The organism is Rhodococcus sp. CX (assembly GCF_015865005.1).
Classification (GTDB): Bacteria; Actinomycetota; Actinomycetes; order Mycobacteriales; family Mycobacteriaceae; genus Rhodococcus.
In genome coordinates, this window is the sequence record NZ_JADZGH010000145.1 from 32,717 (window position 1) to 56,690 (window position 23,974).

At 69.6% G+C, this 23,974-nt stretch carries 21 protein-coding genes; 11 read left to right on the plus strand and 10 right to left on the minus strand.

Annotation, left to right across the window (positions count from 1 at the left end; genetic code table 11):
* Positions 1 to 36: 36 nt before the first annotated feature.
* From I0Q12_RS15255 to I0Q12_RS15280, 6 genes are all read right to left on the minus strand, one after another.
* Positions 37 to 735, minus strand: coding sequence for an ABC transporter permease (locus tag I0Q12_RS15255; RefSeq protein WP_197252708.1), 699 nt, complete (start codon positions 733 to 735; stop codon positions 37 to 39).
* Positions 732 to 1,823: an ABC transporter ATP-binding protein gene (locus I0Q12_RS15260; RefSeq protein WP_197252709.1), complete on the minus strand. Its 1,092-nt coding sequence runs from the start codon at positions 1,821 to 1,823 to the stop codon at positions 732 to 734. The genes I0Q12_RS15255 and I0Q12_RS15260 overlap by 4 nt, the downstream gene beginning before the upstream one ends.
* Positions 1,824 to 1,832: 9 nt before the next feature.
* Positions 1,833 to 2,741, minus strand: a complete 909-nt coding sequence (locus I0Q12_RS15265) for an ABC transporter substrate-binding protein (protein ID WP_197252710.1) — start codon at positions 2,739 to 2,741, stop codon at positions 1,833 to 1,835.
* Between the two features lie 68 nt (positions 2,742 to 2,809).
* Positions 2,810 to 3,307, minus strand: coding sequence for a cysteine dioxygenase family protein (locus tag I0Q12_RS15270; protein WP_197252711.1), 498 nt, complete (start codon positions 3,305 to 3,307; stop codon positions 2,810 to 2,812).
* A gap of 194 nt (positions 3,308 to 3,501) precedes the next feature.
* Entirely contained in the window at positions 3,502 to 4,398 is an 897-nt protein-coding gene (locus I0Q12_RS15275) for an amidohydrolase family protein (protein WP_231610717.1), read from the minus strand.
* A gap of 72 nt (positions 4,399 to 4,470) precedes the next feature.
* Positions 4,471 to 6,576, minus strand: a complete 2,106-nt coding sequence (locus I0Q12_RS15280; RefSeq protein ID WP_197252712.1) for an ATP-binding protein — start codon at positions 6,574 to 6,576, stop codon at positions 4,471 to 4,473.
* A gap of 251 nt (positions 6,577 to 6,827) precedes the next feature.
* Between I0Q12_RS15280 and I0Q12_RS15285 the strand changes: the two genes are divergently transcribed.
* The 4 genes from I0Q12_RS15285 to pucL all read left to right on the plus strand — a co-directional run bounded on the left by I0Q12_RS15285 (position 6,828) and on the right by pucL (position 9,669).
* Positions 6,828 to 7,754 carry a LysR family transcriptional regulator gene (locus I0Q12_RS15285; RefSeq protein ID WP_231610718.1) on the plus strand — a complete coding sequence of 309 codons (927 nt, stop codon included), beginning with the start codon at positions 6,828 to 6,830 and terminating at the stop codon, positions 7,752 to 7,754.
* Between the two features lie 140 nt (positions 7,755 to 7,894).
* Positions 7,895 to 8,437 (plus strand): 2-oxo-4-hydroxy-4-carboxy-5-ureidoimidazoline decarboxylase, encoded by a 543-nt coding sequence (uraD, locus tag I0Q12_RS15290; RefSeq protein WP_307846259.1) that lies wholly within the window; start codon positions 7,895 to 7,897, stop codon positions 8,435 to 8,437.
* Positions 8,434 to 8,757, plus strand: a complete 324-nt coding sequence (gene uraH / locus I0Q12_RS15295) for a hydroxyisourate hydrolase (RefSeq protein WP_197252713.1) — start codon at positions 8,434 to 8,436, stop codon at positions 8,755 to 8,757. Before uraD ends, uraH begins: the two co-directional genes overlap by 4 nt.
* 3 nt (positions 8,758 to 8,760) lie before the next feature.
* On the plus strand, positions 8,761 to 9,669 hold the full coding sequence (gene pucL / locus I0Q12_RS15300; protein WP_197252714.1) for a factor-independent urate hydroxylase: 909 nt from the start codon (positions 8,761 to 8,763) through the stop codon (positions 9,667 to 9,669).
* Positions 9,670 to 9,690: 21 nt separating this feature from the next.
* Here the strand turns inward: pucL and I0Q12_RS15305 are convergent, their stop codons facing one another.
* On the minus strand, positions 9,691 to 11,184 hold the full coding sequence (locus tag I0Q12_RS15305) for a PucR family transcriptional regulator (RefSeq protein ID WP_307846261.1): 1,494 nt from the start codon (positions 11,182 to 11,184) through the stop codon (positions 9,691 to 9,693).
* A gap of 164 nt (positions 11,185 to 11,348) precedes the next feature.
* Between I0Q12_RS15305 and I0Q12_RS15310 the strand changes: the two genes are divergently transcribed.
* From I0Q12_RS15310 to I0Q12_RS15320, 3 genes are read left to right on the plus strand one after another with little or no spacing between them, the layout of a single operon-like run.
* Entirely contained in the window at positions 11,349 to 12,722 is a 1,374-nt protein-coding gene (locus tag I0Q12_RS15310) for an 8-oxoguanine deaminase (protein WP_197252716.1), read from the plus strand.
* A gap of 5 nt (positions 12,723 to 12,727) precedes the next feature.
* On the plus strand, positions 12,728 to 13,537 hold the full coding sequence (locus I0Q12_RS15315; RefSeq protein WP_197252717.1) for a xanthine dehydrogenase family protein subunit M: 810 nt from the start codon (positions 12,728 to 12,730) through the stop codon (positions 13,535 to 13,537).
* Positions 13,534 to 16,236 carry a molybdopterin-dependent oxidoreductase gene (locus tag I0Q12_RS15320; RefSeq protein WP_197252718.1) on the plus strand — a complete coding sequence of 901 codons (2,703 nt, stop codon included), beginning with the start codon at positions 13,534 to 13,536 and terminating at the stop codon, positions 16,234 to 16,236. The genes I0Q12_RS15315 and I0Q12_RS15320 overlap by 4 nt, the downstream gene beginning before the upstream one ends.
* Positions 16,237 to 16,289: 53 nt before the next feature.
* Here I0Q12_RS15320 and I0Q12_RS15325 read toward each other — a convergent pair whose 3' ends face one another.
* Together I0Q12_RS15325 and I0Q12_RS15330 are read right to left on the minus strand one after the other, a co-directional pair.
* Positions 16,290 to 17,102 (minus strand): ABC transporter ATP-binding protein, encoded by an 813-nt coding sequence (locus I0Q12_RS15325; protein ID WP_197252719.1) that lies wholly within the window; start codon positions 17,100 to 17,102, stop codon positions 16,290 to 16,292.
* A gap of 221 nt (positions 17,103 to 17,323) precedes the next feature.
* Positions 17,324 to 18,283 (minus strand): isopenicillin N synthase family oxygenase, encoded by a 960-nt coding sequence (locus I0Q12_RS15330; protein ID WP_197252720.1) that lies wholly within the window; start codon positions 18,281 to 18,283, stop codon positions 17,324 to 17,326.
* Between the two features lie 256 nt (positions 18,284 to 18,539).
* Here I0Q12_RS15330 and I0Q12_RS15335 point away from each other — a divergent pair, with 256 nt between their 5' ends.
* From I0Q12_RS15335 to I0Q12_RS15350, 4 genes are read left to right on the plus strand one after another with little or no spacing between them, the layout of a single operon-like run.
* Entirely contained in the window at positions 18,540 to 20,108 is a 1,569-nt protein-coding gene (locus I0Q12_RS15335) for an ABC transporter ATP-binding protein (protein WP_197252721.1), read from the plus strand.
* Positions 20,105 to 21,187, plus strand: a complete 1,083-nt coding sequence (locus tag I0Q12_RS15340) for an ABC transporter permease (RefSeq protein WP_307846262.1) — start codon at positions 20,105 to 20,107, stop codon at positions 21,185 to 21,187. The genes I0Q12_RS15335 and I0Q12_RS15340 overlap by 4 nt, the downstream gene beginning before the upstream one ends.
* Positions 21,184 to 22,146: an ABC transporter permease gene (locus tag I0Q12_RS15345; RefSeq protein ID WP_197252722.1), complete on the plus strand. Its 963-nt coding sequence runs from the start codon at positions 21,184 to 21,186 to the stop codon at positions 22,144 to 22,146. The genes I0Q12_RS15340 and I0Q12_RS15345 overlap by 4 nt, the downstream gene beginning before the upstream one ends.
* 57 nt (positions 22,147 to 22,203) lie before the next feature.
* Positions 22,204 to 23,133 (plus strand): BMP family protein, encoded by a 930-nt coding sequence (locus tag I0Q12_RS15350; RefSeq protein ID WP_307846263.1) that lies wholly within the window; start codon positions 22,204 to 22,206, stop codon positions 23,131 to 23,133.
* 72 nt (positions 23,134 to 23,205) lie between these two features.
* Here I0Q12_RS15350 and I0Q12_RS15355 read toward each other — a convergent pair whose 3' ends face one another.
* Positions 23,206 to 23,964, minus strand: a complete 759-nt coding sequence (locus I0Q12_RS15355; RefSeq protein WP_197252723.1) for an SRPBCC family protein — start codon at positions 23,962 to 23,964, stop codon at positions 23,206 to 23,208.
* Positions 23,965 to 23,974: the final 10 nt, after the last annotated feature.

Sequence of the window (23,974 nt, forward strand, 5' to 3'; positions counted from 1 at the left end):
CCGCTCCGTGTGTTCATGTCGCACCGCTCCGTGTGTTCATCGGGCACTCCTGCGCGTCCGCCCCTGTGTCCGTGTTCGCCCCTGTGTCCGTGTTCGCCCCTGTGTCCGTGTTCGCCGCAGCCACGGCGTCGCGAGCCACTGCACCCCCAGCAGCGCGGCGTCCACGACGAGCGCCATGACCACGGTGACCACGATGCCGGTGATCGCCAGACCCAGCCGGTCGAGCTGGACCGCGGCCGTGAACAGCGACCCGAACGCCCCCATCCCGATGAGCGCGCCGACGCTGACCATGCTGATGTTCGCGACCGTCGCGACCCGCAGGCCCGCCAGCACCGTGGGCAACGCGATCGGCAGATCCACCGTCAGCAGCCGGCGGGTCTCCGAGTAGCCCATCGCGGTGGCCGACTGGCGCACGCTCTCGGGCACCGCCCGCAGACCGTCGACCACGTTGGGGATCAGCACGGCGAGCGTGTAGACGGCGAGGGGGATCACCACGGTCGTGCGGCTGATCCCGGTGAACGCGATGAGCAGCACGAAGAACGCAAGGGACGGAATCGAATACAGCACGCTCGCGCCCGCCAGCACTGGGGGATACCACTGCGGACGGCGCACACACAGCAACCCCAGCGGCAGCGCGACGACCAGCCCCAGCAGCGACGCCCCCAGCGCCATCGCCAGGTGGTCGACGAGCAGTTCCGTGAAACTGCCCAGATACGACGGTATTCCGAGGTTCACGCGTCGGTCCGTTCGGTGACGTCGACGGAGCGGGCGGCATGGTGCGCGCGGATCGTCGCGGCCAGTTCCTCCTGGCTGATCACCCCGAGCACTCGGCCGTCCGAATCGACGGCCACGGCGTGCCCGGAGGGCGACAGCACCGCCGCGTCCAGCGCGACCCGCACCGAATCCCGGCCGGGGACGAATCCGCGGCCCGCGGGGACCGGTCCACCGGTGGCGTCGCGCCAGCCGACCGGACGCCGGTCGTCGTCGACGACCAGCAGCCACTGTTCGCCGCCGGGGATGCGGTCGTCTCCGGCGGTGACGACCGGGTCGGTGCGCAGCGGCAGGTCGTCGGACGGGAAGAACGACAGCAGCCGGACGCCGCGGTCCGTGCCGAGGAAGTCGGCGACGAAGTCGTCGGCCGGTGCGGTCAGCAGATCCTCCGGCGGTCCGTAGTGCGCGAGGGTCCCGCCCGGCCGCATCACCGCGACCCGGTCGCCGAGGGTGATCGCCTCGTCGATGTCGTGGGTTACGAGCACGATCGTCTTGGCGAGTACCGACTGCAGGCGCAACAGTTCCTGCTGAAGTTCCTTGCGCACCACCGGGTCGACGGCCGAGAACGGCTCGTCCATCAGCAGCACCGGGGGATCGGCGGCGAGCGCACGGGCCACGCCGACGCGCTGCTGCTGGCCGCCGGACAGCTGGGCCGGATAGCGCCGCGCGAACTCGGCTCCGAGCCCGACCCGTTCGAGCACCTCGAGGGCGGTCGCCCGGGCCTGCCTGCGGGTCGCCCCGAGCAGCCGCGGCACCGTCGCCACGTTGTCGACGACGGTGCGGTGCGGGAACAGGCCGGCGTGCTGGATGACGTATCCGATGCCGCGCCGCAGCGTCTGCGGGTCCTGTTCGCGAACGTCCTTGCCGTCGAGCAGCACCCGCCCGGCGGTCGGATCGACCATCCGGTTGATCATGCGCAGCGACGTCGTCTTCCCGCAGCCGGACGGTCCGACGAGGACCGTGAGGGTGCCGGTCGGCACCTCCAGGCTCAGTCCGTCGACCGCGACCGTGCCGTCCGGATAGCGCTTCTCGACGTTGTCGAACGTGATCACCGTCGTGTCCTACCCGATGCCGGCGGACTGCAACCATTCCGCGGCGACCACGTCGATGTCGCCGCCCTCGGTCACGACCTGCCCGACCAGGACGATCAGATCCTCGGTGCTCAACTGCGCGGACACCTTGTTCAGGGTCTCGACGGCCTCGTCGGACAGGTCGGCGCGGTGCACGAGCGGAGTGACGTTCTGCGCTCCGAAGAGGGTCTGCGGATCATCGAGCGCGACAAACGGTTTCGTCGACAGCGACGGATCCGTGGTGTAGATGTTCGCGGCCTGGACGGTGCCGTCCTCGAGCGCGGCGATCGTGATCGGCCCGCCGGTGTCGGTGGGGACGAACTGCCGGAACTCGACGCCGTACACGTCCTTCAGCCCTACCAGACCCTGCTGCCGCGTCTCGAATTCCGGGGCCGCGCCGATCGCGAGTTCGCCGGCGACCGGCGCCAGATCGGCGATGCTCTCCAGGTTGTAGCGGTCCGCCGTCTCCCGCGTGACGACCACCGCGTCCTTGTTTTCGGCGCTCGCCGAGTCCAGGATCTCCACGCCGTCCGGAAGGGACTCGCGCAGTGCGGCATTCACGTCGTCGGTGGTGGTCGCGGTGCTGTCCGGGTTCACGCGGGCGAGCAGCGCACCGTTGTACTCGGGCAGCACGGTGATGCCGCCGGAAACGACCTGGTCGTAGTAGATCTCGCGGCTTCCGATGTTGAACCGGCGTGTGATGTCGGCGCCGGTGCTCTCGAGGGCCTGCGCGTAGATCTCGGCGAGCAGGACGTTCTCGGGGAAGTTGGCGGATCCGACGACGACGCTGCCGTTCCCGTCTCCGGATGCCAGCGGATCGTCGGTGTCCCCGCCGGAACACGCGGTGAGGACCACGGCTGCGGCGGCCACGGCAGCGAACGTACGCACGAGACTCTTCATCGAGGGATCTCCAATGCAGTCGGCGACCGACCGACTCTAACCCGACACCCCGACTCGTGCCGGATTTGTCACCAATCGGCCCCGGCGCGTTCGGAACTCGTCAGACGCAGGATCCCGTCCTCGATCCGGTAGCGGTGCATGCTGCTCAGGGCCGGGGCATAGACGTGCACGGACACGGCGGGACGGTCGCCGGCGTTGACGATCTCGTGGACGTGATGACTGTCGAACTCGCGGGCCTGTCCCGCGTCGTACTCCGCGGTGGACAGGGTCGGCTCCAACCCTTCGAGCAGGCCGTCGCGTGGATTTTCGACGACGATCTCGCGCAGCGAGCCGTCCGCGACCGCGAACACCCCGGCGCTACCGCCGTGGTCGTGGACGCCGGTTCGTTGCCCGGGCAGCCAGCTGAGCAACCACACCTCGTACTCGTCGGTGAACGTGAGCCGCGTGTACCAGCGTTCCTGCGCGTCGTACCGGACGATCGGCAGCCACCGGTCCGGGTCGTCGGCGATGGAGCGGGCGACGGCGGCGAGCTCGACGGACGTACGGGAGAGAACGGAGGCGGGCATCGTGGTTCCTCGAAGAACTGCGGGCGCGTTCGCACCCGAAAGACAGGCAGGGTTGCTGGGTCAGTCGTGACAACAACAGCAACAACAGCCACAGGAACCACCGGCGACGTGGACGAGGTCCACATGATGCCCGCGGAGTCGCGGGGTCGCCGAAGGATGCATGCCGACCATGTCATCTGTGATCGTTCGCTTTGTCAAGGGTTTTGTGTGAGGGATCTCGGCCACAGCAGCCTCGCAGGATTGTCGATCCGCAGCCGCCGGTCCCCGGCGCCGACGCTCAGCGGCGGCGCGTAGGGGCGGTCCGAGCCGAGCACGATCCGGTCGGCACCGAGCTGCGCGGCCACCGCGTCGACGGTCCCGGACCCGTACGACGACGTCTCCACGAACACGCCGGTCCCGGGGTGTCCGTCCGGCCCGCCACGCGCGGCGATCCGGTCGGTGTGCAACGGCGCGAGCCCGGCGAGCATCGCGAATACCACCCGCAGCCGCGGGTACCGGGGCGCGCCGTACTCGTGCCACGCGAACCAGGCCGCGTGCATCTGCCCGACGTACCCGACGATCGCAGCCCACCACGCAGGCCCGCCCGGGGCCACCGGACCCGGGTGCACGAACAGCGGCTTGTCCTGCCGTTCGAGTTCGGCCAGCAGCGGGCCGCACCGGTCGTACCCGGCCTCGTCGGCGATCGCATTCGCGGGAAGTTGCAGACCCACACACCCGGCGCCGAGGACGTCACGCAGCGTCGTCGGGTCGGGGTCGTCGAGTCCGGCTGCCGCCCACGCCCCGAACGGGCGGGGCAGCGCCAGCACCCCTTCGTGATAGGCGTCGAGCAGCGGGCGGGCCTGATCCGCGCGCAGCGACTCGATACCGAGCGGACTCGACAACGACACGAGCGCAAGATCGATTCCGTCGGCTGCGGCGAGTTCGGCACGCGCCGAGACGGAATGGTCGCCGGGCTGCACCCGGTAGGGCGGCTCCCCGATGGTGTGCAGGGTCCAGCCGTCGAGCCGCGGCGCGGCCTCACGGGCCCGCAGGGCGGCCAGGAACGGTTCCGGCCACACGTGCTGGTGGACATCGATCCGCGGGGCGCTCATGGCTCCACGGTCGCAGACGTGTCAACGAGACGGTGTCACCGAGGCCTGCGAGGCAGTGTCACCGAGGCAGTGTCACCGCGGCGGTGTCCACGGCTGGGTGTCGGGACCTTGCGCCTGCCACGGCTCCGCCGGCCACTGGTCGGACGGAGCGCGGTACTGCGCACCGGTTGCCGCACCGACGGTCTGCCACTGCTGCGTGGTCGCCGACGAATCCACGTCCGGCTCCTGCATCACCCCCTGGTAAGGCTCGACAGCACCGGCGTAGGACTCGGGGTCGTAGCCCTCGCCCGGCAGCCTCCGCGGCTCGACGTGATAGGGGTCGACGAAATGGCTTGTGCCGCTGAGGATCTTCGTCGGCAGGTACACGCTGGCCGTGATGCCACCGTTCGTTGCCGAATCGAAGGTCGGGCGCAGCCGGACGGTGATGCCGTGGCGCTCGGCGAGCCGGCCCACCACGAACAGACCCATGCGCCGGGTCGCGCCGGTGGCGTGCTCACTGCTGGAGGCGAGTCGTGCGTTGATCTCCGCGAGGTCGTCCGGCGGAATCCCGATGCCCTGGTCGGCGATCTCGAGCAGCATCCCGCCGTCGACGGCGCCGGAGAACGCGAACCTGACCGTGCTGTTCGGCGGGGAGGCGCGCAGCGCGTTGTCGAGCAGCTCGGCGACGAGATGGACGACGTCGGCGACGGCGCTGCCGACGAGATTCCCGGCCGGCACCGACCCGATGTGCACGCGCTCGTAGTTCTCGACCTGGGAGGCGGCGCCGCGCAGCACATCGCCGAGCGGGGTGTCGGGCATGCGCCCGAGACGCTGCCGGGTTCCGGCGAGCACGAGCAGGGAATCACCCGTGCGCCGCATGCGTGCGGCGAGGTGGTCCAGGGTGAACAGGCTGTGCAACCGATTCGGGTCCTTCTCCTCGAACTCGAGAGACTCGATCAGCGAAAGCTGTTGTTCGACGAGCGTCTTGTTGCGGCGAGCGAGAGTTTCGAGCATCTCGTTGACCTGCCGCCGCAGCTGCGCCTGCTCGCCGGCGAGGCGCAGGGCCTCGGACTTCATGGAGTCGACGGCGCGGGCCACCTGACCGACCTCTTCGCGGGTGTGCACCCCGACGGGCGGCAGGTCGACGGTCTCGATGTCGGCTCCGTCGCGGATGCCGGCGATCGCTTCGGGGAGATCGTGTTCGGCAGCGCGGAGCGTGTCGTCGCGCAGACGCCGCAGCGGCCGGACCAGTGAGATCGACATGGCGATGGCGAGGACGACAGCGAGGACGAGCACCGTCCCGACGGCGATGCCGTCACGCCACGATTCGGTGCGGGTGCTCGACGCGAGCTCGTCGAGCGTGGTGACGATCTTCTGGGCGGAGGAGTCGACGAACTCGTTGTACGACATCAGTGCACCGAACAGGGAGTTGCGCAGCGCGCCGACATCGGCGGTCTCGTCGTCGAGGTTCGCGGTGAGTGCACGCCGGTTCTCGACCTCGGCGATCAGCGCGTCGACGGGTGCGCGGTCGGGAACCGTGTCGGCGAGCACCCGCAGCTGGGCGAGCTCCGTGCCCATCGCGTTGTTCCACATGAGCAGCGCCGAGCCGGGTTCGTCGCGCATCGACGAGAACGCCACGACCTGATCGAGCAGCACCCACTGGATCGTCCAGCTGTCGAGGAGGATGTCGCCTTCGGTCAGCACCGTGGGGTTCGCCGACGAGTTGATGATCGTGCGGTACGCGTGGGTCATTCGGGAGACGAATTCACGGACGCGTTCACTCGCCTCGAGCGGAGCCATCTGCCGCGACATTGCGCTGCCCAGCAGCTGTTTACCGTCTTCGAGGACCCGCGCCAGCGGTGCCGCGATCGCGGGATCGAGGTCGCCGCTGCGCAGCAACTCGATGATCGCGTCGTCGGCCTCGTCGGCGATCTGTGCGCCGTTCTCCGGTGGCAGGCCCAGGATCGTCGCGGCCCCGGCACCCGCGATGGCGGTGCCGTACTCGGTCAGGGCGGGGAGGACGGCCACCTGCTCGGACTGCGTCGAGTAGTGCGAGGACTCCTCCACCAGCCGGTTGACGCGGGACGCGCCGAACAGGCTTGCCGCGATCACCGGCAGGCACAGCACCACCGTGACTTTGCGCCACAGGCGCCAGTTCTGCGGTGAATAGGACGGGAACGGTCGCGATGCGCGGCTCATGGAAGGACCGTTCCTTTCGAGCTTCTGGCACCGCCGAGCCGGCCGAATCGGCGGTATACACGAAAATGGCGATGTCGAAACAGTTTTCGGGGGGATTCAGGCTGTCAGAGTAAGAACGGTGCAGGCCGTGCACAAGGTCGCGGGCACATTCGAATAGCACCTATATCGCTGGGCGTATGAGTACGAGTGGGGTCGGACCGAGCGCGGGTTAGGATCCGGTGGAATTTCACAGTGGGGCGTGCGGGGGAGGCATGGTGGATTTGCGGCGGGTCGATCTCAATTTGCTCGTTGTACTCGACGCGTTGCTCGCCGAGTGCAACGTGACCCGGGCCGCGCAGCGACTGCACATGTCCCAACCGGCCACGAGCACCGCCTTGGCGCGGCTGCGCAAGCAACTCGAAGACCCGATCCTCGTGAAGGACGGTCGCTCCCTGCGCCCGACGCCGCGCGCGCTGGCGTTGGTCGAGCCGCTGCGCAGCGTGCTGGCCACCGTCGAACGCTCGATTCTCAGCCCCCCGGACTTCGACCCGGCCCGGGACTCGCGGGTGTTCACCGTGCTGGCAGGGGATTACGCCGAAGTCGCGTTGCTCCGCGTCCTTATGAAGTCGGACCGGTACCGCACGACCGCGGTGCAGTTCGACCTGCGGCCGGTCACCGGGCGGAGCCTCGCCGCGTTCCACCGGCACGACGTGGATCTGGCCATCCTGCCCGACCATCTGCTCGAACAACCGCAGTTCGACCGTTGCGGCCGCGCGCTCGTGCTCACCGACCGGTTCGTCGGTGCGGTGTGGACCGCGCATCCGCACCGGGGAACCGAGCTCACCCCGGAGGTGCTGGCCCGGTACCCGCTGTTGTCGTATGCCGCCCACGACGGCAGCAGCCAGATCGACCGGTCGCTCGCGCGCGTCGGTGTATACGCCCGGGTCGGCGCGACCACCGCGAACGTCGCGGTGATGCCGTACGCCCTGGAGGAAACCCACCTGGTCACCCTGATCCCGGCGCGGTTGGCGTCCCGCCTCGTCGGCAGTGCGGACATCCGAATCCTCGAACCGACGTTTCCGCTGGCCCCGGTGCGGCAGTACGCGGTATGGCACGAGGTGCACGAGTCCGACCCCGCACACACCTGGCTGCGCGGGCAGATCATGGAGATGTCCGCTCGCGTGGCCCGTGTCGGCTGATCTCCCGAGCTCGATCGATCCTCGCGGTGTTGGTCGATCCTCCAAAGCCTGCCGTGCGCAGCCGGTGATCGTTGTCGCGATGTTCCCGGCGCCGCGAGCGCCGATCCGTCAAGGTGGAGACGGAACAGATCGGAGGAATCGTGGACTGTGCGACATTCGATGCGCTGCCCGAGGCCGACGCCGTCGCGCTGCTGCTGACCTGCTGCAGCAGTCCGGCGTGGGCACGCCGGGTGGCCGCCGCCCGTCCGTACGGCAATCGAGACGCTCTGTTGCGGAACGCAACTGAACAGGCGCTGGCGCTGAGCGACGACGAACTCGACGATGCCCTCGCCGGGCATCCGCGGATCGGGGAGCGCAGCGAAAGCGCGGCGTCGCAGCGGGAGCAGTCGTCGGTGGCGACCGCGGCCGACGGGGTGCGCGCGGCGCTCGCCGCCGGAAACCGGGCCTACGAGGAGAAGTTCGGGCACGTGTATCTCGTGCGGGCAGCGGGCCGTTCGGCCGATGAGCTGCTCGAGATCCTGAACCGGCGGCTCGGCAACGACGCGGCGACCGAACGCGGCGAAGTTCGTGCCGCGCTCGCCGACATCAACCGCCTCCGGCTGGAACTGCTGATCGACGATGCAGTCGCCGTCCCTGGCACCGACGGCGGAGTCGTCACTCAGGACACAGGAGATTCCGAGTGAACACTGTGAGCACGCACATCCTCGACGCCACCTCCGGCGCCCCCGCAACCGGAGTGGCGGTGACTCTTTCGGCCGACGGCACCCCGCTCGCGTCCGGGGTCACCGACGCCGACGGCCGCATCGGATCGTTCGGCGACGGACCGCTCGAGCCCGGCACCTACACGCTGACGTTCGCCACCGGCGAGTACTTCGACGCGCGCGGTGTCGAGTCGTTCTATCCGGAGGTCGTCGTGACCTTCCGCATTCCGGACGGCGACAGGCACTTCCACGTGCCGCTGCTGCTGTCGCCGTACGCGTACTCCACCTACCGAGGGAGCTGACCCATGGACCCGCTCACCGGCCGGATCGTCCTCGGTTCCAATCGCTACGGCAAGGCCGAGAACCGGGTCGTGCGCATCTTTCGCGACACCGTCCGGCACGAGATCCGTGACCTGAACGTCACGTCGAGTCTGCGCGGCGACTTCGATGCGGCTCACGTGACGGGCGACCAGCACAACGTCCTGCCCACCGACAGTCAGAAGCAGACGATCTTCGCCTACGCCGCCACGCACTCGAACGGGTCCGTGGAGGACTACGGGCTGGCGCTGGCCCGGCACTTCGTCGACGACATCGGCCCGGTGTCCTCCGCGCGCATCGAGATCGAGGACTTCCCGTGGGAGCGGGTGGGCGATCATCCGCACACGTGGACCCGGAAGGGCTCGGAGGTACGCACCGCCGCGATCACCGTCACCGGTTCCGGCGACACCCGCCGGGAATGGGTCGTCGCGGGGCTGAAGGATCTGGTGGTCCTCAAGTCCACCGGTTCCGAGTTCGCCGGTTTCCTCGAAGATTCGTTCACGGTGCTCGAGCCCACCGACGACCGGGTTCTTGCGACCAGCCTCGTCGCGCGGTGGCGATACACGGACCTCGCAGTCGACTGGGATCGGACCTACGCGGGTGTGCGCGCGGTGATGCTCGACCGGTTCGCGAACCTGCAGTCGAAAGCCCTGCAGCAGACGCTGTTCGAGATGGGCCGCGCGGTGCTCGAGGCGTTCCCCTATCTCGCGGAGATCCGTCTGCAGGCACCGAACAAGCACCATTTCCTGTACGACCTCGACCGCTTCGGCATCGCGAACCGCGGCGAGGTGTTCCACGCCGACGACCGGCCCTACGGACTCATGCACGTGACGGTGCAGCGCGAGGACGCCCCCGACGCCGGCAGCGCCTGGGACGAGTACACCGGACGTGCGTGAATCCTCGGCCGGGACAGTCGGTCAGGCCAGAGCGCGCACCGCCAGGAACACGTCGAGACGGTCGCCGATGTGCGCGAGGTTGCGTCCGGTGAGTGCCTCGACCCGCCCGATCCGGTAGCGCACGGTGTTGGGATGCAGGTGCAACCGATCGGCGGTGCGCCGCCAGGAGCCGTCGCAGTCCAGGAACGCCTCCAGCGTCGTCATCAGGCCCGCCCGGGTCCGCCGGTCGTAGTCGAGGACCTGCCCCAGGGTGCGGTCGGCGAAGGCGCGGCGCACCCGGTCCGGCACCGCGGACAGCAGGCCCACCGCCGAATCCAGGTCCGCGGCGCGCACCGACACCGGACCCGTGTCCCCACGGGCGATGGCCGCCGCCGACTCGGCCGAGCGGATGCCGCCGTCGATCGACTCCCCGGCACACGTGCCGGAGACCCCCACCGCGATCCGGGCACCGGCCAGTACCGGTGCGAGACGCCCGAGCCGGCGCTGCAGCACGGCGACGACGTCGGATTCGGTGCCCGCCACCACCGCGACCGTGCGCCCGGCCGCGTCGATACCGGTCACGCACGACGGCAGCGCGTCGCTCACCACCGCGCGCAGGGCGACGTGCTGCTCGGGCGTCGCGGCAGGTGTCCGCTCGACGACGACCGCGACGAGCGGTGTGCCGGCCGGGTGGGCCGCACCCGCGGCGTCCGCGACGCCGCGCGCGTCGGCCGTGTCCCACGCCGCGCGCAGCCGGTCCTCGCGCCGCACCCGCTCGAGCGCGGCGACCGTGGCGAGTTCGGTGAACGCGTCGACACAGTCCTCGTTGCGTGCGGCGGCCGGTCCGAGGACGAGGAACCAGGCGGTCGTGCGGTCGCGCAGCGCCGAGCCGACCGGCAGCACCGTGTATCCGTTCGGGATCTCGGCGGGGAAACGCGGCGCCGACAGCGCGACGTCGCAGCACGCGTCGATCACCGATTCCCCGAGCTCGTCGTTGCCGGCGACGAGCGTGCCGGTAGCACTGAACACCCATGCCGGAACGTCGAATTCGCGGCACACACGGGCGAGCAGCTCACCGAGCGCGTGACCGTCGGCGAACGCGGCGAGCAACCGACGCTGGCGGGCCAGGCCGGTCTGCAGCCGGTCCATGCGGGCGCTGGACCACTGCCGGGTGAGGTGCTCGAGGACGGTGCTGAACGGCACGTCGTCGGGCACCGCGAGCAGCGGCAGCCCGTGCCGGGCGCAGGCGTCGACGACATCCGCGGGCACCTCTCCGAGCAGGGCCTCGCCGGCGGCGACGGCCGCGACCCCGGCGCGCGCGAGGTGCGCGACGAACACCTCCGAGTCCTCCGGCGCGCGGCGCCACACCAGACCCGTGAACACCAGCGATCCGGCGCTGACGTAGCGCGTCGGGTCGGGCATGTCGGTGGTGCACGCGCGGTGCACCGGGCGGGCGAGCGCGGCCGCGTCACCGTGCAGCAGCCGGATGCCGAGTCCGGGTGTGTCGAGGACGTCCTGCAGCAGCACGATCGTCACCCCTTCCGGGCGAGGTCCGGCGGGTCACCGCCGCCGGATCCACGGGTTTGGACGATCGCACAATAGGAAACCGCCGTTTCGATTCGGTTTCGTCGATGGTGCCCGGGATATTGCGACGAATCGGGAGTTCACTGGAACTGTTCACGAGGTGAGGAGCAGCGCCCATGGATCCGCAACAGCCGACGGCACCGATCGTGATCCGCGATGCCTACCTGGTCACGATGGATTCCGCCCGCACCGATCCGGGTGATGCGGTTGCCTTCCACGACGACATAGCCGCGCGGGTGCTCGGTGCGGGTGAACCGGCCGGATACGACCGCGCCACGATCGTCGACGGCAGCGGATGCGTGCTGACGCCGGGGCTGATCAACACCCACCACCACCTGTACCAGTGGATCACCCGCGGGCTCGCCGTGGACCACACCCTGTTCGAATGGCTCACCACGCTCTATCCCGTGTGGGCCGGGATCGACGCCGACGCCGTGCACGTCGCCGCGAAGGGCGCGCTCGCACATCTGGCGAAGACCGGGTGCACCACCAGCACCGACCACCACTACGTCGTGCCGCGCGACGGCGGTGACGTGTTCGGGGCGGAGATCGCCGCGGCCGCCGAGGTGGGCATCCGGTTCCATCCGTGCCGCGGCTCGATGGACCTGGGCACCAGCGCCGGCGGCCTGCCGCCGGATCACATCGTCGAGGATCTCGACGCGATCCTCGAGGGCAGCCGGAGCGCCGTCGAGCAGTGGCACGATCCGTCGTTCGATTCGATGCTGCGGATCGCGCTGGCGCCGTGCTCACCGTTCTCCGTCACCACCGAGCTGCTGCGGCAGTCCGCGGTGCTCGCCCGCGACCTCGGGGTGCGGCTGCACACGCACCTCGCCGAGACCCTCGACGAGCAGGACTTCTGCCTCGAGCGATTCGGATGCAATCCCGTGCAGTACATGGAGTCGCTCGGCTGGACCGGCCCGGACGTCTGGTACGCGCACGCGGTGCACCTCGACGACCGCGACATCGGGGTGCTCGCCGCGTCCGGCACCGGCGCCGCGCACTGCCCGACGTCGAACGGCCGGCTCGGCGCGGGCATCGCACGCGCCGCCGACCTGTATGCCGCCGGGGTTCCGCTCGGCCTCGGGGTCGACGGGGCCGCAAGCAACGAATCGTGCTGCATGCTCGAGGAAGCCCACCACGCGGCACTGTTCGCGCGGGCCCGCAGCGGTCCCCGCGCGATGACCGTGCGCCAGAGCCTCGAACTCGCCACCATCGGCGGCGCCCGGGTACTCGGTCGCGAGGACGAGATCGGGTCCGTCGAGGTCGGCAAGCTCGCCGATCTCGCGCTGTGGCGGATCGACACCCTCGCCCATTCCGGGATCACCGATCCGGTCGCCGCGATCGTGCTCGGCTCGCAGCCGCCCCTCGAACTGCTGCTGATCAACGGCCGTGAGGTGGTGCGCCGCGACGAGGTCCTCACCGTGGACGAGGACACCGTCGCGCGTGAGGTCGCCGCCGCCCACCGGGCGCTCGTCGCGAAGGCGGGGTGAATACCGTGGATCTGCACACTGTCACCGCCTACCGGGTGGCCCGCGATCGCCACGATCTCGCGGCCGGACCGGGCACCGCCTACGTCGGCGGCGGCACGTGGTTGTTCTCCGAGCCTCAGCCCCACCTGAACCGCCTGGTGGACCTCACCGGACTGGAATGGCCGGCGCTCACCGTCACCGAGGACGGCCTCGAGATCGCCGCGACCTGCACGGTGGAACAGATCGCCAACCTGTCCGGATCCGAAACATGGCCTGCCGCACCACTGTTCCGGCAGTGCGCCTCCGCGCTGCTGGCGTCGTGGAAGATCTGGAAACGTGCGACCGTCGGCGGCAACCTGTGCCTGTCGTTCCCCGCGGGCGCGATGATCTCCCTCGTCTCCGCCCTGGACGGGACGGTGCTGATCTGGTCGGCGGACGGCTCCGATCGACGGATCCCGGTGGTGGACTTCGTGACCGGAATCGCCACCAACGTCCTCGGCGCCGGAGACGTGGTGCGAAGTATCCACATCCCTGCACCGATGTTGCAGGCGCGCACCGCGTTCCGGAAGATCGCATTGTCCCCGCTCGGTCGCTCGGGTGCGGTCGTGATCGGACGGCGGGACCCGGACGGGGCGGTCGCGCTGTCCGTGACCGCAGCCACCGAACGGCCGTACGTGCTGACCTTCGACCGGGTCCCGGACGCGCGCGAGCTGGAAGAATCTCTGGCAGAGCGTATTCCCGTCTCGGCCTACTACACCGATGCCCACGGGGCCGCGGACTGGCGGCGCGCGGTCACCGCCGTGCTCGCCGGGGAGATCTGTGAGGAGCTGTCGTGAAGTTCACCGTGAACGGCCGCGAGATCGACACCCCTGCACGGCCCGGGCAGTGCCTGCGCACCCTGCTGCGCGAGAACACCCACTTCGAGGTGAAGAAGGGGTGCGACGCCGGCGACTGCGGCGCGTGTTCGGTCCTCGTCGACGGGGAAGCGGTGCACTCGTGCATCTACCCCGCGCAGCGAATCGAAGGCCATGAGGTCACCACCGTCTCCGGGCTCGGCACCCCCGAGGACCTGCACCCGCTGCAGCGCCGGTTCGTGGACGCCGCGGGATTCCAGTGCGGGTTCTGCACCGCCGGGATGATCGTCACCGCTTCGGCATTCACCGACGACGACCTCGACGACCTGCCGAACCGGCTCAAGGGCAACCTGTGCCGGTGCACCGGGTACCGGTCCATCGACGATTCCCTGCGCGGCGTCACCAACGTCGAATGTGCCGGGTCCGAGCCGTCGTTGGGGCGGTCGCAGGCCGCCCCGGCCGGTCCGCGCGTGGTCACCGGAACCGAGCCGTACACATTCGACACCGTCGTGGAGGGCACCCTGCACATCGCGGTGCTCGGCAGCCCGCACGCGCACGCCCGCATCACGGCGATCGACACCTCGGCGGCCGAAGCGCTGCCGGGAGTGCACGCGGTGCTGTGCTACCGGGACGCCCCGGACGTCGCGTATTCCACTGCCCGCCACGAGAACCGGGAGGAAGATCCCGACGACACCCTACTGTTCGACCGGGTGCTGCGCTTCCACGGGCAGCGCGTCGCCGCGGTCGTCGCCGAGTCCCCGGCGATCGCGCAGGAGGGCTGCCGCCTGATCGAGGTCGAGTACGAGGTGCTGCCGTTCGTCCTCGACCCGGAGGAGGCACGGTCACCCGGGGCGCCGCTGCTGCACGCCGGCAAGGGATCCGAGTCGCGCATCGGCGATCCGTCCCGCAACATCATCGGCGAGGTGCACGGCGGGGTCGGCGACATCGACGCCGGTATCGCCGCGGCCGCCGCTGTCGTGCGCGGCCGGTGGCAGACCCAGCGCGTGCAGCACACGCACCTCGAAACCCACGGGGCCATCGGCTGGATCGACGACGACGGACGCCTGGTGATCCGCAGTTCCACGCAGGTGCCGTTCCTCGTCCGCGACGAACTGTGCCACGTGTTCGGGCTCGAGCGCGACCGGGTGCGGGTGTTCACGGCCCGGCTCGGCGGCGGGTTCGGCGGGAAGCAGGAGATGCTGGTCGAGGACGTCGTCGCCGCGGCGGTGCTGCGGACCGGACGTCCGGTTCAGTGGGAGTTCACCCGCAGCGACCAGTTGACGGTCGCACCGTGCCGGCATCCGATGCGGGTCGACGTCACCGTTGCCGCGGACGCCGACGGGATCCTCACCGCGCTGGCGATCGACGTGCTCAACGACGGTGGCGCGTACGGAAACCATTCGGCGAGCGTCATGTTCCACGGCTGCGGCGAATCGATCGAGGTGTACCGCTGCCCGAACAAGCGCGTCGACGCCCAGTCGGTGTATACGAACAACCGGCCGTCCGGGGCGTTCCGCGGCTACGGCCTCGGGCAGGTGATCTTCGCCGTCGAATCCGCGATGGACGAGCTGGCATTGGAACTCGGGATCGACCCCTTCGAGCTGCGTCGGCGCAACGTGGTGGTGCCGGGCGACGATCTGATCGGAGCACACCCGGAGGGTGCCGACCTCGTGTTCGGCAGTTACGGCCTGGACCAGTGCCTCGACGTCGTGCAGGAAGCCCTGTCGCGGGGCAACGACGTGGTGGCGCCGGTGGGGGAGCAGTGGCGCATCGGCGAGGGCATGGCGCTGTCGATGATCGCGTCCAACCCGCCCGGCGGTCACTACGCCGACACGTCGATCGAATTGCAGCCCGACGGAACGTATCTCGCACGGGTCGGCACCGCCGAGTTCGGGAACGGCACCACCACGGTGCACACCCAGATCGCCGCGACCGAACTGGGCACCAGCCCCGACCGGATCCAGGTCCGGCAATCCGACACCGACGTCACCACCCACGACACCGGTGCCTACGGATCCTCCGGCACGGTGGTCGCGGCCAAGGCCCTGCTGGCGGCGGCGCGGGAACTGCACGGCCGCATCCGCAAACTCGCCGCCGAACTGACCGGCACCGACGCCGACGCGGTCGTCCTCGAACCGGACGGTGCCCGGGCCGGGGATGTGCTGGTCACCCCCGCGGAACTGCTCGAGGCGGCCGGTGAGCCGCTGCGCGCCGAGGGCAACCACGGCGGTCTGCCACGGTCGCTGTCGTTCAACGTGCACGGCTTCCGGGTCGCGGTGGACGTGCGGACCGGTGAGGTCCGGATTCTGCAGTCGGTGCAGGCCGCCGACGCCGCCTTCCACCTGGCCGCGGCACTGTTCGGGGTTGACGACCGTGCCGGCGTCGCACAGGCCATCGGCACGGCCCTCTACGAGGAACTGATCACCGACGACCTCGGCCGGGTGACGACGAATGTGCTGCGCAACTACCACATTCCGCAGTATGCGGACGTGCCGCGCACGGAGGTGCACTTCGTCGACACGTTCGACACCATCGGCCCGATGGGTGCGAAGTCGATGAGCGAGGCACCGTACAACCCCGTCGCGCCCGCACTGGCGAACGCGGTACGCCGCGCGATCGGGGTGCGGCCGTACGAACTGCCGATCTCCCGCGACCGGGTCTGGAGGGCGCTCGGGCGCTGACGCGCCCGTGTGCCTTTGTGGCGGCAGGAGCCGCCACAAAGGCACACCGGCCGCTAGGCCGCCTCTGCCCCCTGGAACAGCAGCGCGGACAGCATGTCGACGTAGGCGTGGAACTCCGGGCTGCGCATCGTCTCTGCGGTGCGGGGACGCGGCAGGTCGATCGGGACGACGTCGAGCACCCGGCCCGGCCGTGCGCTCATCACCGCGACCGCGTCCGACAGCAGCACGGCCTCGGCGATACCGTGCGTGACCATCAGGGTGGTCGCGGGCTTCTCGGTCCAGATCCGCTGCAGTTCGAGGTTGAGGCGCTGGCGCGTCATGTCGTCGAGCGCACCGAAGGGTTCGTCGAGCAGCAGCACCGACGGGCGTAGCACCAGCGCTCGCGCAATCGAAACACGCTGCCGCATACCGCCCGACAGTTGCGCGGGCTTCGATTTCTCGAAGCCACGCAGTCCCACGAGTTCGATGAGCTCGCGCACCAACTCGGGTTCGGCGGGAAGTCCGGCTACCTGCCGGGGCAGGGCGATGTTCGCCTCGACGGTCCGCCAGGGCAGCAGTGCCGAATCCTGGAAGGCCACACCGAGTTGGTGGGCGTTGCGGAGTTCCTCGGGGCTCATGCCGTTGACGAGCACCGTGCCGGCGTCCGGGTGGTCGAGACCCGCAAGGATCCGCAGCACCGTCGACTTACCGCAGCCGGACGGCCCCAGGAGGGAGAGGAACTGACCCTCGGAGGTGCGCAGATCCACGTTGTCGAGCGCCGTGACCGTGGTGCGGCCGGACTTGAACCGGCGCGACAGGCCGGTGATGTCGAGGCCGGTGCCGAGGGGCCGCAGACCGTCGGCGGCGGGTGAAGAGGTAGCAGTCACGATGGCGCAACTCCGATCCGTGGGCGATTCCGAGACGACCGGAAGCGGACACGGCCGGGACGACGGCGCGGGTCCGGGACCGGTGCGAATTCTCACCGTGCCGCTCGCGCCGGGCCCTGTCAAGCCGGTGCGCCGCGTTACGCATCCTTAACCGACCGGCAAACAGATCGTTCGAAGATATCCGTAACATGTTGCTTCTCAATGCTATCCAAGACGACGGCTCACGCCGCGCCGGACCGCGCCTTCAGGTAGTCGTGCGTCGCGTCGAATCGGGACAGCATGTACTCACCGGCGGTGATCGATGGGTACAGCGGCTCGGCCCCCGGCTCCACACACGTCGGTATAGCCTCGACGATCGCGTGGAAATCGGGTGCCACGAAGAACGGCAGCGAGTACCGGTCGCGTCCGACCGGAGCCAGGACACGGTGGCGGGTGGAAACGTAGCGGTGGTTCGTCCACCGCGCGATCATGTCGCCCAGATTGACGACGAGAGCGTCCGGCGGAGTCGTCACGTCGATCCAACCGCCGCGCGCCGCGACCTGAAGTCCACCGACGTCGTCCTGCGCCAGCAGCGTCAGCGAGCCGTAGTCGGTGTGGGCGCCCGCGCCCGGGGCTGTCTCGTTCGCGGGGACCGGTGGGTAGTGCAGCATTCGCAGGGTCGCAAGGGGATCCCGGAACATCGGTGCGAACCAATCCGCGTCGAGTCCGAGCGCGAGCGCGAGGCCTCGCATCAGGTGTGCATTGATGTCCAAACACGCCGTTGCGTAGGCGTCGGCCACCTCCCGGAACCCGGGCATCAGTGCCGCCGGCCACGGGGTCGCGCCGTGCAGTGGGGTCCCGGCGATCACGTCGGGGTGGTCCGGGCCGCGGTCGGTGGGGATGTCGAGCGCCTCCTTGGTGTCGGCACCAGCGGCGTCGTCGAGGGTTTCGGCCCGCGGTGGGACATATCCGCTGTGGCAGTCGGACTTCGCGATGGCGATCTCCATCTTCGTCTCCGTGGGAAGGGAGAAGAATCGCTTCGCCTGGTCCATCGTCGCGGCCCGCAGCGCGGGATCCAGGCCGTGCCCGGTGACGGCGAAGAAGCCGAGGTCGGTGCATGCGGCGTCGAGCGCGGCGGCGACCGCTCCAGGATCGCTGCCGTCGCGCAGCGGTCGTAGGTCGATGACGGGGAGTGTCTCCATGGGGCCTCCGCAGATGGACGGATGATGGTCGTTCCCAGTTAATTCCGGTGATGATGCGGTCCCGTCTCGGAGCCGTGAGATCGGCGTTACGTGCGCTTCGCGCCCGTGTGCCGTTGTGGCGGTCAGGGCCGCCACAACGGCACACCGGGGCGCAGCCCCGAAACACAAACGTCACGAATGGGACATTGCCGTTCAACCATCGACCTGCATTGTCTGCCTATTGCAAACAACGATTGCGCGGAAGGGCGTACACCGCATGATGACTGCCTCAGCTCTGCGCCGCACGGCATCGGACGCCGACACCGTGTCCGACACGGACCCCGCTGCACCGGGCGTCGTGATGCGCAACATCCGGCGCGCGTTCGGCGACAACGTGGTCCTGCGCGACGTCTCGTTGCACGTGCGCCCGGGCGAGGTCCACGCGTTGCTCGGCGAGAACGGCGCCGGCAAATCCACTCTCATGCGGATTCTCACCGGACTGCTGCCCGCCGACGAGGGCACCGTCACGCTCGACGGGGCGGAACTCACCGAGGGAAATCGCAATCGGATTGCGATGGTGCACCAGCATTTCATGCTCGTGCCCAACATGACCGTCGCGGAGAACTTCCTGCTCGGCCGGTCCCGCGGCATCGTCGGACGCAACCGTCTCCGCGCGATGTCACGCGAAATCGAATCGCTCGCAGAGGAAACCGGCCTGCAGTGCGATCCCCGGGCGCGCATCGACTCGCTCTCGGTCGGCGAGCAGCAACGCGTCGAGATCCTGCGGGCCCTGCACCAGGGCGCGCACTATCTGCTTCTCGACGAACCCACCGCGAACCTCGCTCCCCCCGAAGTTGACGCCCTTCTGTCCCGGATCCGCGACCTCGCAGCCAATCTGAACGTCGGCATCGTGCTGATCACCCACCACCTCGAGGAAGTGCTCGAGGCCTGCGACAGGGTCAGCGTCCTGCGGGGCGGCCGTCTGGTCGCCGAGAAGGCGGTCGCCGACGTCACCACCGCCGAACTGGCCCGCCACATGGTGGGCCGTGAGGTCGGGCTGGGCGTGCGACGGGCGGCCACCTCGCCGCCCGGCGCCACGGCACTCGAACTCGCCGGCGTGTCCGTGCCGGGGCAGCTGCACGACGTGAATCTCGCCGTGAAGGCAGGGGAACTCGTCGCGGTCGCCGGTGTGGAGGGCAACGGCCAAGCGACGCTCGAGGACGTCGTGTCCGGGCTCGCCCCGGCCACCGCCGGGGTCGTCCGGATCGGAGGTGAGGTCGTCGAGCGGCTCACCCCCGGTACGGTCCGCGCCGCAGGGGTCGGGATCGTCCCGTCCGACCGCTACACCCGCGGTCTCGCCAAGGCCCTCGGGATCGATGTGAACCTGTCCGTCGACTCGTCCGCGCGGCCGCCGGTCGCTCGGCGCTGGGGGGCGCTGTCGCGCAAAGCGATCCGCGACCGCGCCGTCCGGATCATCGAGGCGCTGTCCGTCAAGGCCGCGAGCCCGTCCGTCCCGGTGGGAACCCTCTCCTGCGGACACGCGCAGCGCGTGGTGCTGGGCCGCGTGCTCGACGGTGAGCCCGACGTCCTGCTCGTCGCTCAGCCCACCCGTGGCCTCGACGTCGGGGCAACCGAATTCGTCTGGGCCACACTGGAACAACACCGTGCTCGGGGAGCGGCGATCATGCTGATCTCCTCGGACCTCGACGAGATCTGCAGCCTCGCCGACCGGGTCGTCGTTCTCTACCGCGGCCGGATCGTCGCCGAGTTCGCCGACGGCCCGTTCGACCGCGAGGCGATCGGCTCCGCGATGGGCGGTCGGCAGATCCAGGAGAACGCCGCGTGAACGCGGGCACGCTCACTGCCCCGCCCGCCCCACCGGCACCGTCGGACGGCTCCGGCACGTCCCGGGTGCGAGCCGCCGCGACCGCAGCCGCGGTGCCGCTGCTCGCCGTGATGGTCGGCCTGGCGGTCGGCGCGGTGCTGATCGTCCTGGCCGGCGGTTCACCCCTCGAGGCCTATGGCACCATGCTCGACGCCGCGCTCGGCGGGGACACCCAGCTCGGGCGGCTGCTGACCGGCATGACCCCGCTCGTGCTCATGGGACTCGGTTATGCCGTCGCCTACCGCACCGGTTTCGTCACCATCGGGGCGCAGGGCCACTACGACGTCGGTGCGATCACCGCCACCGCGGTGGTGCTCGGCCTGCCGCTCGGGAGCAGCTGGGTGGCGATCCCGGTCGTCGCGGTCACGGCCGCGGCGGCAGGTGCGCTCGTCGGCGCGGTCGCGGGGGTGCTGAAGGCCCGGCTCGGCGTCAACGAGATCATCTCCTCGCTCATGCTCAACTACCTGGTCTTCTACGGCCTGGCGTGGGCGGTGCGCAAACCGCTGGCGAACCCCAACGGTTTCACCCCCGAGTCGGAACGGATCCCGGAGTGGGCGCAGCTGGCGACCTTCCCCGGGACCAAGATTCACCTCGGTGTGCTCGTCGCCGTGCTCGCCGTCCCCGCGGTGTGGTGGCTGATGCGTTCCACCCGTTTCGGTTTCGCGTCGCAGGTGGTGGGGGAGAGCCCGACCGTGGCCGCCGCCAACGGTATCGATGTGGCCCGCACGGTGATCACCGCATCGTTGATCAGCGGCGCCCTCGGCGGAATTGCGGGCGCAATCATGTTGCTCGGCAGCGAGTTCCGTCTCTCCCTGGCGATCTCGTCGGGAATCGGCTTCACCGCGATCGTCGTCGCGCTGCTCGGCCGGCGCAACCCCTTCGGGATCGTCCTCGCTGCGGCGCTGGTGTCCGGGCTGACACTCGGCGGACAGGCGGTGCAGCGGACGCAGGAGATCCCGGCGTCCATCGGGACGGTGGTACAGGCGGTGATGATCCTGACCGTGCTGGTGGCGAATCGAATTGTGGAGCGTGCCCGATGAACTGGTCCGATGTCCTGGGCGCCGGTGCCATCGTGCCGTTGCTCACCGCGGCGCTGCGCCTGGCGATGCCGATCATTGTCGCGGCGGCCGGCGCGTGCCTCGCCGAACGCTCCGGGGTGCTGAACCTGGGCATCGAGGGGCAGATGATGATGGGCGCGGTCGCCGCGTTCATCACGACCTACTACAGCGGCAGCCCGCTGCTCGGTGCCGCGGTCGGGGCGACCGCCGGCCTGGCCGTCGCCGCGGTCGTGGGCGCCGCCACCATCACGCTGGGCATCGACCAGATCATCACCGGCATCTCGGTGGTGATTCTCGGGACCGGTCTCGCATCGTTCCTGTACCTGCAGACATTCGGGATCAGCGGCACGCCGCCGCGCACGCAGGGCACCGCGCCGGTCGAGATCCCCGTCCTGTCGGACATCCCGCTGCTCGGGCCGGTGCTGTTCTCGCAGTCCCCCCTCGTCTACCTGTCGATCGCGATCGTCGTCGCCCTCTGGTGGGTGCTGGGGCGCACCGCATTCGGCCTGTCGGTGCGCGCATCCGGGGAGAATCCGAACGCCGCGGACTCGGTCGGGGTCTCCGTGCCTGGCACACGATGGGCCGCACTGCTCGTGTCCGGAGCCACCGCCGGTCTGGCCGGTGCGCTGGTCGTCGACGGCCTCGGCTTCTTCCAGGACGGCATCACCGGTGGTCGAGGCTGGGTCGCGCTCGGGGTGGTGATCCTGGCCCGATGGAACCCGCTGGGCGCCATGGCCGGCGGTTTCATGTTCGGTCTCGTCGACGCGTTCCAGCTCCGCGTCCAGTCCGCGTCGGGCGGGCAGGCCACGGTCGTGCCCTACGAGCTGTTCCAGGCCTTACCGTACGCGGTCACCCTGATCGCGGTCGTCGTCACCACCGTGTGGTTCCGCCGAACCAATGCCCCCTCTGCGCTGGGAAGCCCCTTCGTTCCCGCGAAATGACAGCCCCCGCGAAATGGCAGTACACGTAACGGGTTTCCCCGTGGTTAGGAGAGTTCTGTGAAGAAGTTGGGTACCGCCGTCGCGGCCGCGGCCGCCGTGGTCGTCACCGTCGCCGGATGTTCGAGTTCGGATTCGGGCGGCGACGCCTCCGGCGACGGCGCGATCAAGGTTGCCGTCATCACCTCCGGCCCGGTCAACGACCTGGGCTGGAACCAGGGCATGGTGGAAGGCGCACAGAAACTCGACGACGAAGGGCTCATCGATCTGACTGTGGTACAGCAGGATTCGGGTGCGACTTCCGATCAGATCGCCCAGATCGCGACCGATCTCGCCGAGGACGGCAACCGGCTCATCGTCGGCCACTCCTTCAACTACGGCGAACCGATCAAGAACATCCTCGCCGACTACCCCGATGTGCTGTTCGCCTACGCCGGTGGGTTCGGTGACATCACCGAGAACATGGCCGACTACAGCCAGCCGTTCTACGAGGCCTCGTTCCTGACCGGCATCCTCGCCGGATCGCTGACCGAGACCGGAATCCTCGCCGGTACAGCGGGATTCGAGATTCCCGTGTGCAAGGCGCAGATCGAGTCGTTCGCGGACGGCGCGAAGCTCACCTACAAGGGTCCGGGTGAGATCACCCTGAAGCCGGCCTACATCGGCGGGTGGTCCGACGCGGCCGCGCAGACGCTCGAGGCCGTCAACGCCCTCGTCGACCAGGGTGCCGACCAGTTCACCAGCTGCGGTGTCGACGCCGCCACGGTCGAGGGCGCCGAGCAGCGCGGCGTCGACGTCGTCGGATACGCCATGGACCAGACGCCCCTCGCGCCCGACAACGTCGTCTCGTCGATCGTGTGGAACCTCGACGTCGTGATCAACCCGGCGTTCGCCGACAAGATCTCGCCCGAGGCGATGGCGCTGTTCGAGGAGTACCGGGAGAAGATCATGTCCGGTGAGTACGTCGTCGAATACAAGGGCGGGGACTGACCCGACGGTGATCGTCGAGGTATGAACGAACCGGCGCTCCGGCCGCCACCGGGCAGGTGGCGGCCGGACGCGTCAGTCGCGGGAGCCGAGCAGGCGCCGCAGCACCAGGAGGACGATCACCAGCAGCGCGGCCGCGCCCACGGCGGGTCCGATGCGTTTGATCGCCGAGCCCCGCGCGTACTGCATGAGGTCGAGCGGTTCGGCCTCGGCAACCGGCGCCACCGGGGCCTGGGCAGCCGCGGGTGCGGGTGCGGCGGCCTCGGGCGTCGCCACCGGTGCCGCGGCCTCGGAAGCGGCGGCCTCGGCGGTAGCGGCCGCAGCGGCGGTGCTCCCCGGCACAGCTGCCTCGGGTGCGGCGGCCTCGGTTGCAGGAGCCGGCTCCTCGGCGGCCGGGCCGAGCTTCTTGGACAGGCACTCTGCGAACTGCTCGATGATCTTGCCGCCGACGTCGGAGATCATGCCGCGCCCGAACTGGGCCGGCTTACCGGTGATGGACAGATCCGTGTTCACGGTGCCGTCGGTGTTCTCGCCGTTCTCGGTGAGGGTGATGGTGATGGTCGCGTCCACCGTGCCGTTGCCGCGGGAGTCCTTGGCCTTAGCCAGCAGCACCACCTTTCGCGCGGCCTCGTCCTTCTCCACGAACTCGCCGGTGCCCTTGTAGGTCAAGGCGACGGGCCCGATCTTCACCTTCACGGTGCCGGTGAAGGTGTCACCGTCGACGCCGGTGAGGGTCGCGCCCGGCATGCACGGCGCGACCTTCTCCGGATCGAGCACCGCCGACCACACCTCGTCGATCGGTGCGGGCACGGACAGTTGATGTTCCAGTTGCATGGTCGATCCC